Here is a 14,512-nt window from a genome sequence, read left to right on the forward strand (position 1 = left end):
TGTGGATGCGCCTCTACCGAGCGCATTCCCGTCCCGATTATCGAAGCCCAGCTCCCCAGCCGGACCCCACTGCCGGGGCTAGACTACCACCATCTGAGCCGCAATGCACGGCAAACTCATCCAGCGGCTTGCGCACGATTCAGCGCACAATGGGACCAAAGATCATCCATTGCGTTAACAAGCCCGTCGATCATCTTCGGGCTGTGCACGGGCGAGGGCGTGAAGCGCAGCCGCTCGGTGCCGCGCGGCACGGTGGGGAAGTTGATCGGCTGCACGTAGACGCCGTGATCCGACAAAAGCCGGTCCGAAATCATCTTGCATTTGACCGGGTCGCCGACATGGACCGGGACGATGTGGCTGCCGTGGTCGATGATCGGAAGGCCCAGGCCGCGCAGCCGCAGCTTCAGCACCGCCGCGCGTTCCTGGTGTAGGTCGCGCAGGCCCTGGTCGTGCTTGAGATGGGCGACCGAGGCGGCGGCGCCCGCGGCGACGGCGGGCGGCAGCGACGTCGTGAATATGAAGCCCGGCGCGTAGCTGCGGATGGCGTCGCACATCTTGGCCGAAGCGGCGATGTAGCCGCCCATGACGCCATAGGCCTTGGCCAGCGTCCCGTTGATGATGTCGAGCCGGTGCATCAGCCGGTCGCGCTCCGCCACGCCGGCGCCGCGGGGACCGTACATGCCCACGGCGTGGACCTCGTCGATATAGGTCAAGGCGCCGAATTCCTCGGCCAGGTCGCAGATCGCCCCGATCGGGCCGAAATCTCCGTCCATCGAATAGATCGACTCGAAAGCGATCAGCTTGGGCGCGTCGGGGTCGTCGGCTTCCAGAAGCTCGCGCAGGTGCGCCACGTCGTTGTGGCGGAAGATACGCTTGGCGCCGCCGTTGCGGCGCACGCCCTCGATCATCGAGGCGTGGTTGAGCGCGTCGGAATAGATGATGAGACCGGGAAACAGCTTGGGCAGGGTGCTGAGCGTCGCGTCGTTGGCGATATAGGCCGAGGTGAAGACCAGCGCGGCTTCCTTGCCGTGCAAGTCGGCCAGTTCCGCCTCCAGCCGCTTGTGATGGACCGTCGTGCCCGAGATGTTGCGCGTCCCGCCCGAGCCCGCGCCCGTCGCGTCCAGCGCCTCGTGCATCGCCTCGAGGACGGCGGGATGTTGGCCCATGCCGAGGTAATCGTTGCCGCACCAGACGGTGATCTCGGTCTCGGTCCCGTCGGGCCGGTTCCAGACCGCATTCGGGAACTGCCCGCGCCGGCGTTCGATATCGATGAAGGTGCGGTAGCGGCCTTCTTCGTGCAGCGCCTGCAATGCGCGGTCGAGCCCGGCAGCGTAATCCGTCATCGATCTTTCCTTTTTCCGTCCGGGGCAGATAGGCCGCACGACATCCATTTTACAGGCTCCAGATTGTCGCGTCTGCCCTAATCGGCCACCGCGAGCGTGCAATCCGCGACCCCGCAGGCGGCGATGGCCGCCGCGGGCCCGGCGCCCAGGCCCCAGGCACCCGAGGACGGGCTGATCGCCAGCGCCGCGTCGCGGCCCGCCCGGCGCCAGTCGCGCCCCGTCAGGGCCCGCGTCGCGGCCTGGCTCAGCGTCAGGGAACGCCCGTCGCGGAACCGTCGGGGGCGGATTTCGGCGACGATGGCGCAGGCGGCGCCGGCGGCACGCGCCCGGTCGCAATCGCGCAGGGCGGCGGCGCGGGCGGCCGCGATGGAATGGTAGTTGAACGCGCCGCGCGTGGCTTCGGATTGCAGCCCCTCCGACGGGGCGGCGGCCAGCGCGCCGTAATAGGTCAGCTGCGCGAGTTTCGGCATCTGCTGCAGCGTTGCCAGATCCGTGTCGGACAGGAAGGGCTGGCGCAGGATGACGAGATCGGAATTGCGTGCGCCGAAGAGCTCCCGTTCGGCCGCGGCGCGGTCGGGGACCTGCTGGGCGGCGGCGGGCATGGCGAGGGCGAGGGCGAAAAAGGCAAAGCGGATCACGGTCGGAACACTCCTCAACGAATGGGTGTCTTGCTAGCGCGCGTCACCGGCCTTGCCCAGAGCCACGGGCGTGGGCTGGACAGCGGCGCGCCACGGTGCGCAGGCTCTGCGCGATCCCCGAAGCCGAGGTCTCGACATGCCCGATCCGCTTCCCGCCGTGCTCGACCGCATCGACGCCGCCCAGCCGCAGGCGCTCGACCGCCTGATGGAGCTTCTGCGCATTCCCTCGATCTCGACCGATCCGGCCCATGCCGACGATTGCGAGACCGCGGCCGATTGGTTGGTGGCCGAATTGACCGATCTGGGGTTCGAGGCCTCGCGGCGGGCGACGGCGGGCCGTCCCATGGTGGTGGGCCATGGCGGCGAGGGCGGACGGCACGTGCTGTTCTACGGCCATTACGACGTGCAGCCCGTCGATCCGCTGGCCCTGTGGAACCGCGACCCCTTCGATCCGGCGATCGAGCAGACCGCGCGGGGCCCCGTCATCCGGGCGCGCGGGGCGTCGGACGACAAGGGCCAGCTCATGACCTTCCTCGAGGCCTGCCGGGCCTGGAAGGCCGAGACCGGCGCGCTGCCCTGCCGGATCACGGTTCTGCTGGAAGGCGAGGAGGAGTCGGGATCGCCGTCGCTGGTGCCGTTCCTGCGCGAGAATGCCGACGAGCTGCGCGCGGAGTTCGCCCTGATCTGCGACACGGCGCTTTTCGACAGCCGGGTCCCCGCCATCGTGACCTCGCTGCGCGGCCTCTTGGGCGAAGAGATCGTGATCACCGGGCCGGAGCGGGACCTGCATTCCGGCGGCTACGGTGGTGTGGCGATGAATCCCGCGCGGGTCCTGACGCGCATCCTCGGGCGGCTGCATGACGAGACGGGCCGGGTGCAGGTGCCTGGGTTCTACGACGGCGTGGGCGAGGTTAGCGCCGAGACTCTGGCGGAATGGAAGGGCCTGGGCTTCAGCGCCGAGCGCTTTCTGGGCAGCGTCGGGCTGAGCCATCCGGCGGGAGAGGCGGGCCGCCATCCGCTGGAGATGCTCTGGTCGCGCCCCACGGCCGAGATCAATGGCGTCAACGCGGGCTACACGGGCGAAGGCATGAAGACGGTGCTGCCGGCCGAGGCGCGCGCCAAGGTCAGCTTCCGGCTGGTCGGCGGGCAGGACCCGCTGCGCCTTCGTGCGGCCTTCCGGGATTGGGTAATCGCGCAGATCCCGCCTGATTGCCGTGTTCGCTTCGTGGATCACGGCGCGTCGCCGGCGTCGCGGATGAAGACGGATCACCCGATCTTCGGCGCGGCCCGGGAGGCATTGTCGGAGGAGTGGAACGAGCGGGCGGCCTTCGTGGGCGGCGGCGGCTCGATCCCGATCGCGGGCTATTTCCAGACGGCTCTCGGCATGGACTCGCTCCTGACGGGCTGGGCGCGGGCCGATGACCAGATCCATTCGCCCAACGAGAAATACGACCTCGCGAGCTTCCATAAGGGAACGCGGAGCTGGGCGCGGATCCTGTCGCGGCTGGCCTGAACGATCGCGGAAAAGGCGGCCCCGGCGGATCGGTCGCGCGGGGCCGAGAGACCGGGACGCCGCGGGGACATCGGCTCAGGGGGTGAGACCGGCGCGGCCCCCGGATGTGTCGGGCCTCAGCGGTCCTCTTCCCGCTCGGCCCAGATGCGCATGAAGATCTTCTCGCCATAGGCCGGCCGACCGGACACGACGGTGACATGCGGCCCGGTTCCGATCTCTTGGTTCGGCGTGTCGGCGGTCTCGTTGAAATGCTTCAGGACGCGGGCCACCTCGGGTGTCTGCGAGGGGATCCAGCGCACCGGCTCGCCATTGGTCGAGGGAAGAACCTTGTCGCCCAGTTCGCGGGAGATGTTGAAATGGTCCAGCGCGGCGCCGAACCCGGGGGCGACCTGCGCCGCCGCCGGGGCGGTCAGCGCCACCGCCGCGGAGAAGATCAGGACAGGTGTCATCGGCTTCATGGTCTCGGTCCTTTCGGTTGCGCAGCCCGACAGGCGGCCCGATCCGGACGTCGCAGGGGCGGTACCCCTGCCGAACTGCAATGACCTGAGACTTCCGATTATGCGGATCGCGCGGGTCCGGATCGCGGGGAAAGAGCGCGCGCCGCCGCACAGCCCGGCGGGCCATCCTGCACCGAATTCAGACATTTGGTCGGTCCGGCCGGGGCGGCGGCAGGTCAGCGATCCGGCGCCACGAGGCCGAGGCCGCGCAAATAGATTCCGATCCCGGCCTCCAGCAGGTCTTCGGGCGGGAAGGGGATGTTTCCGCCGGGATTGCCGCGCGCGAAGAGCTCGACCACGCCGTGCGACAAGGCCCAGATATGGCTGGAGAACATCGTTGCGGGCGGGCGCCGGTCTTCGGGGATATGCTGGGACAGTTCCTCTGCGGCCTTCTCGAGCACCCCGCGCGAGCGGGCGACGGCGCGCGACAATTCGGGCGTGGCGTGCCGGCTGAGGCCGCTTTCGAACATCGCCATGTAATGCCCGGGATATTTGCGCGCGAAGGCGAGATAGGCACGGCCCGTCGCCTCGAAGGCCGCCAGGGCGGAGGGCTGGCCGCTTTCGTAGGCGTATTCCATCAGGTCGCCGAAGATCGCATGGCCCTGCAGGGCGCATTCGATAATCAGGTCCTCGCGGCCTTCGAAATGGCGATAGACCGCCGCGGGCGTCACGCCCGCCTGCTTCGCCGCCTCCGAGAGGGTGAAGCCGGTCGGGCCCTTCTCCTCGATGAGCGCGAGCGCGGCTTCGACCAGCGCCTGTCGCAGGTTGCCGTGATGGTAGCCGCGTTTAGGCACCGTTCAGCCACAGCTCCGGGCCGCCCGCCACCTGCGGATCGATGTCGAGCACGCTGGCATCCCGGCCCGCGTAAGGGATGCGCGACAGGATGGTCCGGATCGCCGCGACGCGCGCCCGCCGCTTGTCGTCGGAGCGCACGATCGTCCAGGGGGCGACGTCGGTATGGGTGCGCGCGAAGGTCTCGCCGATCGCCTCGGTGTAGGCGTCCCAGCGCGACAGGCCCTTCACGTCGATCGAGCTGAGCTTCCATTGCTTCAGCGGGTCGCTTTCGCGCGCGAGGAAGCGGCGCAGCTGTTCGGCCCGGCCGACATTCAGCCAGAGCTTCACGAGGATCACCCCGTCCTCGACCAGCATCTCCTCGAAGCGGGGGGCCTGCGCGAAGAAGGCTTCGCGCTGTGGGTCGGTGCAGAAGCCGAAGACCTTCTCGACGACGCCGCGATTGTACCAGGAGCGGTCGAACAGGACCATTTCGCCCGCCGTCGGCAGATGGTCGATATAGCGCTGGAAGTACCATTGGCCCCGCTCGGCCTCGCTGGGTTTCGAGAGGGCCACAGTGCGGACGATGCGGGGATTGAGGTTCTCGCGCACGCGCTTGACCGTTCCGCCCTTGCCGGCCGCGTCGCGCCCCTCGAAGACGACGGCCACGCGCGCGCCGGCGTCGCGGATCCAGGACTGCGCCTTGGCCAGCTCGATCTGCAACGCTTCGAGTGCGGCTTCGTAGTCATCGCGATCCATGCGGCGGTCGTAGGGGTAGCCTTCGGCGAGGATGTCCTTCTTGGCGCCCTCGCGGATGGCCGCGCGGATCTCCTCCGGCGCCTCCTCCTCGTAGAAGCGGGTGATGGCGCCGTCGAAGGGCTTGGACATGGGCGGAACCTCCTGGAGGGCAGGTATAGGCCGCGCGGGCGGCGCGGGGCCAGCCCTTCAGGCGATGGAGACGTCGCGCGCGGCCGCCACGGCGCGATCGACGGCGGCGGCGGTCTCATCCTCGGCGACGTGATGGGGCATGTGCCCGACCCCTTCGAGCCGCAGCAGGTTGGTGTGCGGGACCATGTCCTGGAAGGGGGCCGCGTGGATGTCGAACGGCACGGTCCGGTCGGCGGCGCCGTGGATGCGCTCGATCGGCAGGGTGAGCGACGGGTAGATCCCCTCCATCGCGATGATGTGTGGCTTGAGGTTGTTGACCTGCCGCGCATTGGCCCGCAGCGCGTCGCGGCGCAGCGTCAGTTCGGCGCCGAGGTGATCGGCATATCCCTCGGGCATCGCGTTGGGATGGAAGGTCTGCCGCACGATCGACCGCAGCTTGGACTGCGGGCCGAAGGCGGTGAGCATGGGCACCACGGCCGCGCCGCCCACGGGCGTGCCATTCACCTCGTAGGTGGGGCCGAGCCCGCCCTTCCAGCGGTTCGATGCGGCCCCCAGCAGGACCAGCGCCGCCACGCTATCGGGGAAGTAGCAGGCCCAGGCCAGCGCGATCGTGCCGCCGAAGCTGTGACCCAGCACGACGGGCCGTTCGGCGCCCAGCTGCCGCGCGGCGCGGACCATCAGGTCGGCCTGCTCGCGCGGGGTTTCGGCCTCGGTGGAGAAGGCCTCGACATATTCGGGACGGGTGCGACCGGTATAGCCCATGCCCGGCCGATCGATCGCGATGACCCTGTGCGTCCGCGCCAGCCGCGGCATCAGCGAGAAGGTGAAATCCCGCATGTTGCCGCCCGCGCCGTGGATGAGCACGAGGTCGGGGCCCTCGCCCTCGACATGGACATGCACGCGGGTGCCGTCGACATCGATGAAGCGCCCCGTCGGCTGCCAGCGCGCCTCCCACTCGGCCTCGCGGCGGGCGGCGAGGCGATGGACGGCAAGGCCCGCGCCGGTGGCCAGGAAGGCGGCGAGGCCGCCCTTAGCGGCCGATCTCGGCAAGGTCATAGGGCGTCGTCTGGTAAATCTGGTTGATCCAGTTGCCATATAGAAGATGCGCGTGGCTTCGCCAGCGGTTGAGCGGGCGCTGGGTCGGGTCGTCGCCCGGGTAGTAGTTTCCGGGCACGTTGATCGGCACCCCCGCGGCGATATCGCGGTCGTATTCGCGCTTGAGCGTTTCGCTGTCGTATTCGAAATGGTTCATGATCGTGAGCGTGCGGTGCGCCGCGTCCTCGATCAGGCAGGGGCCGGTTTCCTCGGATCCCAGAAGGACCGTCATTCCCGCGGCCTCGACCTCGTCGCGGCGAAGCTCGGTCCAGCGCGAGACCGGGATGACGCAATCGTCCGAGAAGCCCCGCAGATAGGGCGAGGCGGGGGCCTCGTTGTTCACGCGGAAGCAGCCGAAAGCCTTCTGGTCGAGGATGTGTTTGGGCACCCCGTGGAAATGCCACGCCATCGCCATGCCGCCCCAGCAGACGCCGAAGGTGTGGTGCACGTTGGTCTGGGTCCAATCCATGACCTCGCGCAGCTCGTCCCAATAGGTGACCTGCTCGTAATCCAGATGCTCGATGGGCGAGCCGGTGATCAACAGCCCGTCGAAGCGCTCCTCCTTCACGTCCTGGAATGGGCGATAGAACGCCTCCATGTGCTCGGGGGCGGTGTTCCGGGACTGGTGCTCGGACATGCGGACGAGCGTCAGGTCGATCTGCAGGGGCGTGGCGCCGATCAGCCGGGCGAATTGCGTCTCGGTCGTGATCTTCAGCGGCATCAGGTTCAAGAGCGCAATCCGGAGCGGGCGGATGTCCTGCCGCGTGGCCGCGTCATCGCCCATGACCATGACGCCCTCCTGCTCGAGGATGCCGAAAGCGGGCAGGTCGCGGGGCAGGGTGATGGGCATCGAAGCCTCCGGTTGCGCGGGAGGGTTGAGTTAGGTCCCCGCGCGGTGACGCGCAATGGCCTCGGCCACGAGCGCGACCACATCGTCGGCGTCGCGGACCTGCTCCACGTCCGCCGAGGAGACCTTGACCCCCCAGCGCGCCATCTTCGCGTAGCGCGGCTCGCGCGCCTCGATCGCGGCGGCATAGGTCTCGCGCATGAAGCTGTCAGGATCGGTGTCGGGTCCGCCGATCCGGTCCCAATGGTGTTGCAGGAAGCCCGGGCGGTAGCACATCGGCTTCGGATCGCGGGTGAAGCGCGCGATCAGGGTGTCGGCGTGGTCGGGGCGCCCCTCGATCCAGACGGGCAGGGTGTGCCGGGCGAGCGTGGCCATGACCTGGTCGTCGGGATCGTCGGGATCGACCACCTCGACGATCGAGCCGCCGGTGTCGCAGACGAAATTGCCGTAGCCGTAGATCTCGCGTGCGCGGGTGATGAAGGCGGGCGTGTCGAGCAGGGCGTTGATCTCGGCCCGTTCGTGCAGCGCCTGCCGGCGGGCGTATTCCTCGATCGGAAGCCCGCCCTTCGCGGGGTCGCCCGGCTTGCCCAGATAGGTCGAGAGCGGGCTGAGATTGCTGAACGACATGTTCGCGCCGACATGGATGCTGTCGGAGCGCAGGAGCCGGGCCAGATAGGGCACGGTCATCGCGTGGCGCTTGAGCTCGTCGTTGATGTATTCGCCCATATAGGCGGTGCCGATGCGGTAATCGATCGAGTAGTGGAACCAGTCGCCCTGGGCGCGCAGGATCTGCGCCAGATGCGTCTTGCCGAGCCCGGACATGCCGAAAAAGGTCACGCGCTTGTCGGGCGCGCGGCGCCAGGCGTCGGGAGTGTCGTAGATCATGGCCCCGGCGTAGCCCTGCCGCGCAGCCTGTGCAATATCCGCCCGTCCAGCACCGCGAGCCCCAGGGCCAGCAGCGCGAAGCCCGCATAGACCGAGGGCGCGAGGGTCTCGCCGCGCAGACCCGCGCCCAGCAGGATCGCGACCGGCGCGACCAGCAGCGTCACCAGCATCAGGTTCCCGCTGCCCGCCATGGCGAGGACGCGGAAGTAGAGCAGGTAGGCCAGGGCCGTCGCCACGATCGAGACATAGCCGATGGCCGCCCAGGTCGCGGGGAGCGCGGGCAGGGCCGGGCCGTCGATCAGGAGCGCGGCGGGCACCATGACCAGGGTGGAGCCGGTCAGCATGCCCGCCGCCTGCACCTGCGGCGCGAGGCCCGCGAGCTGCTTGCGGGCCCAGACGCCGGCCAGCGCATAGCTGACCGTGCCGCCGACGACCGCAAGCTGCGCCAGCGAGCGCAGGTCGAGCGCCAGGAGCTCGCGAAGCCCGATGGCGGTCGCGACGCCGAGGAAGCCCAGCGCCACGCCGATCGTCCGGCGGGGTGTCAGCCGCTCGTCGGCCAGGAAGATCGCCGCGGCGGCGACGCCGAAGATGGCCGTGCCGGCGTTCAGTATCGCCGTGAGCCCGGTCTCGATGAATTGCTGGCCCCAGGCCATTAGGCTGAAGGGGATGACGTTGTTGAGCAGGCCCATGACCAGAAGCGCGGCCCAGACTCGCGGGGTGCGGGGCAGGGAAAGGCCGCGGATCAGGACGAGCGCCCAGAGGACCAGCGCCGCCGGCGCCACGCGCCACGCGACGAGGGTCACGAAGGGCAATTCGTCCAGCGCCACGCGGATCGACAGGAAGCTCGCGCCCCAGATCAGGGCGAGGAGCCCCATCTCGGCCCAGGCGCGCAGGGTCATGTCGCGGCTCGTCATCGCGCCGGTCTAGCCGCGCCCGCCCCGCCCCGCGACCCGGAAGATGCGGAAGCCGCAACCGAAAACGCCCCGCCGGTGAGGGCGGGGCGTTCCGTCGCGATCCGGGAGGGATCAGAACTTGTAGGCGACCTTGAAGCCGACACCGACGACGCTGTTGTCGCTAAAGAGCGCGACAGGGTTTCCGCCGACGCCGGCGAAGGCATCGCCCACCTCGGTATAGTTGATGCCGCCGGAGACAGCGAGATTGCCGCGGTCGTAGCGGGCGCCAAGGTTCACGCCGATCTGGCCGTCGGTCGGTCCGAGCGGCGAGACGGTCGCGCTGCCGTTGTCCTTCTCGTAGGTCACCGAGGCGAGCCCGACGAACTCGTCCGAGAAGCGACGGGCCACGCCGACACTCCAACGGTAGACGTCGTCGATATTCGCGAGGTCCGCGTTCAGGTTCTGCGGCACGACATCGAAGTCGCCCCACTCGGTCCAGCGCAGCGAAGCGAGGACCAGCGTTTTCGGATTGATGCCGGTCTGGAAGTCGATGTTGATGGATTGCGGAGTCTGGAAGGAGTACTGGCCAGCCAGGGGCGCGCCGTCTCCGAGGGCCGCCACACTGAAGCGCTCGACCGAGTCGCCGCTGTGGGTCACCTTGGAGTTGTAGGTCACGGCGAGCCGAAGCGCGATCTCGGGGATTTCGTACGCCGCACCGATCACGAGACCGGCACCCCAGCTCTCGTCAATCTGCACGTCGTAGCCGGTGAACCCAGCGCCGTTCGGCGTGAGAAGGTCGGCCGCGTTCGGGCCGGCCGTGCCGATGCCACGGCCCTCGAGCGCCGTCCCGATCGCCTGTGCGTAAGCCTGTCCGTTCAAGGCGACCTCGCCACCGGCACGCTGCACGCGAACGCCACCGTAGGCGCTGACGCGGTCGGAGAACTGGTACTTGCCGAGGACGGTCACGGCTTCTGCTCCGAGATCGGCCTTGGTGCCGCCCAGAAGGGACGTCTGGGGCGTAGCGTTGTAGAAGATGTCGGCGCCGAAGGGCTGATCGACGATCACCGCGTAGCTGACACGGTCGTTGATCTCGTTGGCGAAGCTCAGGCTCACCTGGCTGTAGCTGTTGCCAACATCATAGGTTGCGCCGGTCGGCGCGGCCGTGTCCGAGCCGGTAACACTGGGATTCACCCAGCTCAACGTTGCGGCCCCGGTGTCCGGCGCGTCGAACAGCGCCAGGATGCTCTGCCCCGACCGATCCAGACCACCGGCCTGCGCGGATGCGGTGGCGGCGATCGTCGCGGCGGCGGCGAGTGCGAAACGATTCATGTCTGTCCCTCTTCCCTGAAACGGACCGCGGCGGCTCTGCGCGCCCGGCCCGGCCGGCACCCCCCTCCGGGCGCATACGGCAACTGGGCGGCAGCCATGAATTATGAAAAATCGCAAATCAAATCGGACCCTACGTCACGAACTGAATCGATCTTTCCGAGCGATCCCGCGTTGCGCGACGGCAACAATCTTGCGGCTTGGTAAGCCGCCTACGACCGGTCGGCGATGCGCAGATTCGCCCATGCGGCGACGAAGACCACCGCACCCCCGAGCAGGACGAGGGGGTCGAGGGGCTCGGCGTAGAAGGCCGCGCCGATCACGGCGACGATGGGAAGGCGGGCGAAATCGACGGGCATGATCGTCGAGGCCGGCGCGAGGCGCAGGGCGTTCGTCAGGCAGAAATGCGCGGTGAGCCCGGCGATGCCGATCAGCACCGTCCAAGGCAGGGCGGCGGCGTCGGGCAGCGCGATATCCCCGTCGAAGCCCGCGCAGATCAACCCGAAGACCAGTTGCAGCAAGGTCAGCCAGAACAGGATGCCGGTCACCGTTTGCGAGCGGGTCAGGCGCCGCGTCAGGAGGTTCGTGACCGCGAAGGCCAGCGCGGCGAGACCGGCCCAGATCAGGCCGGGATGCACGCTGCCGTCGAAGGGCCGCGCGACCAGCAGCACGCCGCCGAAGCCGATGGCCGCGACGAGGTATTGCGCCGTGCGCACCCGTTCGCCCAGCAGGAGCGGCGCCAGCAGGAGCACCCAGAGCGGCGAGGTAAATTCCAGCGCGAAGACCTGCGCCAGCGGGACCATCGTGATCGCGAGGAACCACAGGTTCTGGCCCGTGAAATGCGCGATGTTGCGACCGATCTGCAGCGGCAGGTCGCGCGTCGTCACGGTCCGGATCGACCCCGTCAGCGTCGCGAGCGACAGCACGACGATTACGCCCACGACCGAGCGGTAGAGCATGATCTCGAACGTATCGAGCTGCAGGGAGACGGCGCGGCCCGCGACGGCCATCGAGGTGAAGGACGCGATCGAGCCCAGCATCCACAGGCAGGCGCGCAGCGTGTCCGCCCGCGAGGGCGCCTGGGCGGCGGCGACGCTCAAGGCTCAGCCGTCGCTATCGCGGTAGACACCCTGTTCCTTCAGCGCGTCGATGACCTCCTTTGGCATATAGGTCTCGTCGTGGCGGGCGAGGATCTCGGTCGCGACGAAGGTGCCGTCGACATAGCTGCCCGTTCCGACCATGCCTTCGCCCTCTCCGAAGAGATCGGGCAGCACGCCGTCATAGGTCACCGGCACGGAGGCCCCGCCATCGGTGACGGAGAAGCTGATCAGCGTCCCCTCGCCGCGGATCAGCGTGCCGTCTTCGACCAGCCCGCCGATGCGGAACACCTCGCTGGGCGGGGGCGGCGCTTCGGCGATCTGCGAGGGGGAGCGGAAGAAGTTGATCCCGTCCTTAAAGCCGTAGCCGATCAGGGCGGCGGACCCGGCCAGCGCGACGGCGGCGATGGCGATGATCTGGATCCGGCGGGTCTTCTTGAGAGAGCGCATCAGGCGGCCTCGAATTGCAGGGGGCGACGCAGGAATTGCGTGGCGCGCGCCGAGACGCGCTCCGGGTCGCCGGTGGTGAACATGCGGTTTTGCCCGCCCTCCGACATGGCCGGGCGGCGGGCGAGGTAGTCGGCGAGGCTCTCGGCGACGATATCGGCCTGGCTGAACACTTTCACGCCGGGCCCGAGGGCCTTCTGGAAGGCCTCCTGCACCAGCGGGTAATGCGTGCAGCCGAGGATCGCGGCATCGGGCTGAGGCATCTTGCGCTGCAGCGCGTCGACATGGGAGCGGACCAGCGCCTCGGCCAGGATCATGTCGCCATCCTCGATCGCGTCGACCACGCCCCCGCAGGCTTGCGCCTCGACATCGACGCCGATGGCGCGGAAGGCCAATTCGCGCTGGAAGGCGCGGGAGGCGACGGTGGCGGGCGTGGCGAAGAGCGCGACCTGGCTGACGGCAACCTCGCGCGGGGGAGAGTTGTCGCCCCAGTTCCGCTCGGTCAGGGCTTCGATCAGGGGCACGAAGACCCCAAGGACGCGCTTGCCGTCGGGAACGCCCGCCTCCTGCATCCGGCGCAGCGCGGCGGCGGAGGCGGTGTTGCAGGCGAGCACGACCAGATCGCAGCCCTTCTTGAACCAGAGATCCTCGACGGCGTCGCGGGTCAGGCCGTGGATATCCTCGCTGGTGCGCACGCCGTAGGGCGCATGGGCGCTGTCGGCGAAATAGGTCACCGGCAGGTCGGGCAGGCGGCGCGTGACCGCGTCCCACACCGTCAGGCCGCCCAATCCGCTATCGAAGATGCCGACGCTCATTCGCGCCCTCCGTGGCTTGGCATTCGTCACATAAGGGCGCGGGGGCACGGCGTCCATCGGTCGGGTCGCGAAAGGCCGGCGCGGACGTCGCGCGGCGGGGCGGCGCGGAGGTGGAGGGCGTCGTATCTGGGGCGGGAAATCGCGGTTGGCCCGGATCGGCGGGACGAGCTTGGCCATCGGCCGATACGGATCCGAGGGAGGGGTCGCGGTCGCGGGCGAGGTCTCGGCCAGGGCGCTCGGGCGCGCACCGGCAAGAAAAAAGGCGCCCGTCGGGGCGCCTTCACTGCATGGGTTCGAGCGGATCGCTCAGGTGTTGGCCTTGATGAAGGTCACCGCGTCGCCGAACGTCTGGATGGACTCGGCGGCGTCGTCGGGGATCTCGATCCCGAATTCTTCCTCGAAGGCCATGACCAGCTCGACCGTGTCGAGCGAATCAGCGCCCAGATCATCGATGAAGGAGGCGTTCTCGGTCACCTTCTCTTCTTCGACGCCCAGATGTTCCACGACTTTCTTGCGGACGCGCTCCTCGACGTTGTCGCTCATGTCTCTACCTCGTTTCGTCGTCCCGTTCGGGGACATATTTGCATGTGAAAACCCCATGCCGGGTTGCCCGAGCGGGTCAGGCCCCGGGGCGCCCGAAGGCCCCCCGCGCGATGTGCAGCGCCTATATCATGGGGTGCGGCGATGGCAAATCCTTTGTCCTTGGCGGCTCAGAGCATGGCCATGCCGCCATTGACGTGCAGGACCGTGCCGGTGACGTATGCGGCTTCCGGGCTGGCGAGGTAGAGCGTCGCCGCCGCGATCTCCTCGGGTGTGCCCATGCGGCCGGTCGGGATCTGGGCGTCGATCTTGGCCTTCTGCTCGTCGTTGAGCTTGTCCGTCATCGCGGTGGCGATGAAGCCCGGGGCGACGGCGTTCACCGTGATCCCCCGCGACGCGACCTCGTAGGCCAGCGACTTGGCCATGCCGACCATGCCGGCCTTGGAGGCGGCGTAGTTGGCCTGGCCCGGATTGCCGGTCGCGCCGACGATCGAGGAGATGTTCACGATGCGGCCCCAGCGGGCCTTCATCATGCCGCGCATCACGCCCTTCGAGAGCTTGAAGGCCGCGGTCAGGTTCACGTCTAAGACCGACTGCCATTCCTCGTCCGACATCCGCATGAACAGGTTGTCGCGCGTGATGCCGGCATTGTTGATCAGGATGTCGACCGCGCCCATTGCCTCCGTGGCCTGCTTTGGCAGGGCGGCGACGGCCTCCGGGTCGGAGAGGTTGCAGGGCAGGACATGGGCGCGATCGCCCAGTTCGGCGGCGAGGTCCTGCAGCGGCGCTTCGCGGGTGCCGGAGAGACCGACGGTCGCGCCGGCCTCGTGCAGCGCGCGCGCGATGGCCGCGCCGATGCCCCCCGACGCGCCGGTGACGAGTGCGCTTTTTCCCGTGAGATCGAACATTTGCGAGCC

General features: G+C 68.6%; 16 protein-coding genes. 1 reads left to right on the forward strand and 15 read right to left on the reverse strand.

Features of this window, described 5'->3' with window-relative positions; translation table 11 throughout:
* Positions 1–116: 116 nt before the first annotated feature.
* Both hemA and P8627_RS15080 read right to left on the reverse strand, forming a co-directional pair.
* A complete protein-coding gene (gene hemA / locus P8627_RS15075; RefSeq protein ID WP_279965077.1) occupies positions 117–1,343 on the reverse strand; it encodes a 5-aminolevulinate synthase in 1,227 nt (408 codons plus the stop codon).
* A gap of 77 nt (positions 1,344–1,420) precedes the next feature.
* Complete coding sequence (locus P8627_RS15080) at positions 1,421–1,981, reverse strand: 5-aminolevulic acid synthase (RefSeq protein ID WP_279965078.1); 561 nt, start codon at positions 1,979–1,981, stop codon at positions 1,421–1,423.
* A gap of 136 nt (positions 1,982–2,117) precedes the next feature.
* On the opposite strand from P8627_RS15080, the gene P8627_RS15085 reads away from it, so the two are divergent.
* The gene (locus P8627_RS15085; RefSeq protein WP_279965079.1) at positions 2,118–3,494 is read left to right on the forward strand and encodes a M20/M25/M40 family metallo-hydrolase; all 1,377 of its coding nucleotides are present in this window, start codon (positions 2,118–2,120) and stop codon (positions 3,492–3,494) included.
* A gap of 116 nt (positions 3,495–3,610) precedes the next feature.
* On the opposite strand, the gene P8627_RS15090 is transcribed toward P8627_RS15085, so the two are convergent.
* The 13 genes from P8627_RS15090 to fabG form a co-directional block, all read right to left on the reverse strand.
* Positions 3,611–3,943 (reverse strand): hypothetical protein, encoded by a 333-nt coding sequence (locus tag P8627_RS15090; protein ID WP_279965080.1) that lies wholly within the window; start codon positions 3,941–3,943, stop codon positions 3,611–3,613.
* A gap of 224 nt (positions 3,944–4,167) precedes the next feature.
* The gene (locus P8627_RS15095) at positions 4,168–4,785 is read right to left on the reverse strand and encodes a TetR/AcrR family transcriptional regulator (RefSeq protein ID WP_279965081.1); all 618 of its coding nucleotides are present in this window, start codon (positions 4,783–4,785) and stop codon (positions 4,168–4,170) included.
* Positions 4,778–5,650: a polyphosphate kinase 2 gene (gene ppk2, locus P8627_RS15100; RefSeq protein ID WP_279965082.1), complete on the reverse strand. Its 873-nt coding sequence runs from the start codon at positions 5,648–5,650 to the stop codon at positions 4,778–4,780. Before ppk2 ends, P8627_RS15095 begins: the two co-directional genes overlap by 8 nt.
* Before the next feature lie 57 nt (positions 5,651–5,707).
* Positions 5,708–6,706, reverse strand: a complete 999-nt coding sequence (locus P8627_RS15105; RefSeq protein WP_279965083.1) for an alpha/beta fold hydrolase — start codon at positions 6,704–6,706, stop codon at positions 5,708–5,710.
* On the reverse strand, positions 6,681–7,595 hold the full coding sequence (locus tag P8627_RS15110; protein WP_279965084.1) for a homoserine O-succinyltransferase: 915 nt from the start codon (positions 7,593–7,595) through the stop codon (positions 6,681–6,683). Before P8627_RS15110 ends, P8627_RS15105 begins: the two co-directional genes overlap by 26 nt.
* 30 nt (positions 7,596–7,625) lie before the next feature.
* The gene (locus tag P8627_RS15115; RefSeq protein ID WP_279965085.1) at positions 7,626–8,477 is read right to left on the reverse strand and encodes an ATPase; all 852 of its coding nucleotides are present in this window, start codon (positions 8,475–8,477) and stop codon (positions 7,626–7,628) included.
* Positions 8,474–9,391 carry a DMT family transporter gene (locus tag P8627_RS15120; protein WP_279965086.1) on the reverse strand — a complete coding sequence of 306 codons (918 nt, stop codon included), beginning with the start codon at positions 9,389–9,391 and terminating at the stop codon, positions 8,474–8,476. The genes P8627_RS15115 and P8627_RS15120 overlap by 4 nt, the downstream gene beginning before the upstream one ends.
* Positions 9,392–9,502: 111 nt before the next feature.
* The gene (locus P8627_RS15125; RefSeq protein ID WP_279965087.1) at positions 9,503–10,699 is read right to left on the reverse strand and encodes an outer membrane protein transport protein; all 1,197 of its coding nucleotides are present in this window, start codon (positions 10,697–10,699) and stop codon (positions 9,503–9,505) included.
* Between the two features lie 209 nt (positions 10,700–10,908).
* A complete protein-coding gene (locus P8627_RS15130; protein ID WP_279965088.1) occupies positions 10,909–11,796 on the reverse strand; it encodes a DMT family transporter in 888 nt (295 codons plus the stop codon).
* Between the two features lie 3 nt (positions 11,797–11,799).
* Positions 11,800–12,243, reverse strand: a complete 444-nt coding sequence (gene ccmE, locus P8627_RS15135; protein ID WP_279965089.1) for a cytochrome c maturation protein CcmE — start codon at positions 12,241–12,243, stop codon at positions 11,800–11,802.
* Positions 12,243–13,055 (reverse strand): glutamate racemase, encoded by an 813-nt coding sequence (locus P8627_RS15140; RefSeq protein ID WP_279965090.1) that lies wholly within the window; start codon positions 13,053–13,055, stop codon positions 12,243–12,245. The genes ccmE and P8627_RS15140 overlap by 1 nt, the downstream gene beginning before the upstream one ends.
* Positions 13,056–13,361: 306 nt before the next feature.
* Positions 13,362–13,598, reverse strand: coding sequence for an acyl carrier protein (locus tag P8627_RS15145; RefSeq protein ID WP_279965091.1), 237 nt, complete (start codon positions 13,596–13,598; stop codon positions 13,362–13,364).
* A gap of 167 nt (positions 13,599–13,765) precedes the next feature.
* Complete coding sequence (fabG, locus tag P8627_RS15150; protein ID WP_279965092.1) at positions 13,766–14,503, reverse strand: 3-oxoacyl-ACP reductase FabG; 738 nt, start codon at positions 14,501–14,503, stop codon at positions 13,766–13,768.
* Between the last annotated feature and the right edge of the window lie 9 nt (positions 14,504–14,512).

This window comes from Jannaschia sp. GRR-S6-38 (assembly GCF_029853695.1).
Classification (GTDB): Bacteria; Pseudomonadota; Alphaproteobacteria; order Rhodobacterales; family Rhodobacteraceae; genus Jannaschia; species Jannaschia ovalis.

Bases quoted from the DNA above. Each gene is read 5' to 3' on its own strand.
- hemA (WP_279965077.1), bottom strand. From the start codon at position 1,343: ATGACGGATTACGCTGCCGGGCTCGACCGCGCATTGCAGGCGCTGCAC.
- P8627_RS15085 (WP_279965079.1), top strand. From the start codon at position 2,118: ATGCCCGATCCGCTTCCCGCCGTGCTCGACCGCATCGACGCCGCCCAG.
- P8627_RS15090 (WP_279965080.1), bottom strand. From the start codon at position 3,943: ATGACACCTGTCCTGATCTTCTCCGCGGCGGTGGCGCTGACCGCCCCG.
- ppk2 (WP_279965082.1), bottom strand. From the start codon at position 5,650: ATGTCCAAGCCCTTCGACGGCGCCATCACCCGCTTCTACGAGGAGGAG.
- P8627_RS15105 (WP_279965083.1), bottom strand. From the start codon at position 6,706: ATGACCTTGCCGAGATCGGCCGCTAAGGGCGGCCTCGCCGCCTTCCTG.
- P8627_RS15110 (WP_279965084.1), bottom strand. From the start codon at position 7,595: ATGCCCATCACCCTGCCCCGCGACCTGCCCGCTTTCGGCATCCTCGAG.
- P8627_RS15115 (WP_279965085.1), bottom strand. From the start codon at position 8,477: ATGATCTACGACACTCCCGACGCCTGGCGCCGCGCGCCCGACAAGCGC.
- P8627_RS15120 (WP_279965086.1), bottom strand. From the start codon at position 9,391: ATGACGAGCCGCGACATGACCCTGCGCGCCTGGGCCGAGATGGGGCTC.
- P8627_RS15125 (WP_279965087.1), bottom strand. From the start codon at position 10,699: ATGAATCGTTTCGCACTCGCCGCCGCCGCGACGATCGCCGCCACCGCA.
- ccmE (WP_279965089.1), bottom strand. From the start codon at position 12,243: ATGCGCTCTCTCAAGAAGACCCGCCGGATCCAGATCATCGCCATCGCC.
- P8627_RS15140 (WP_279965090.1), bottom strand. From the start codon at position 13,055: ATGAGCGTCGGCATCTTCGATAGCGGATTGGGCGGCCTGACGGTGTGG.
- P8627_RS15145 (WP_279965091.1), bottom strand. From the start codon at position 13,598: ATGAGCGACAACGTCGAGGAGCGCGTCCGCAAGAAAGTCGTGGAACAT.
- fabG (WP_279965092.1), bottom strand. From the start codon at position 14,503: ATGTTCGATCTCACGGGAAAAAGCGCACTCGTCACCGGCGCGTCGGGG.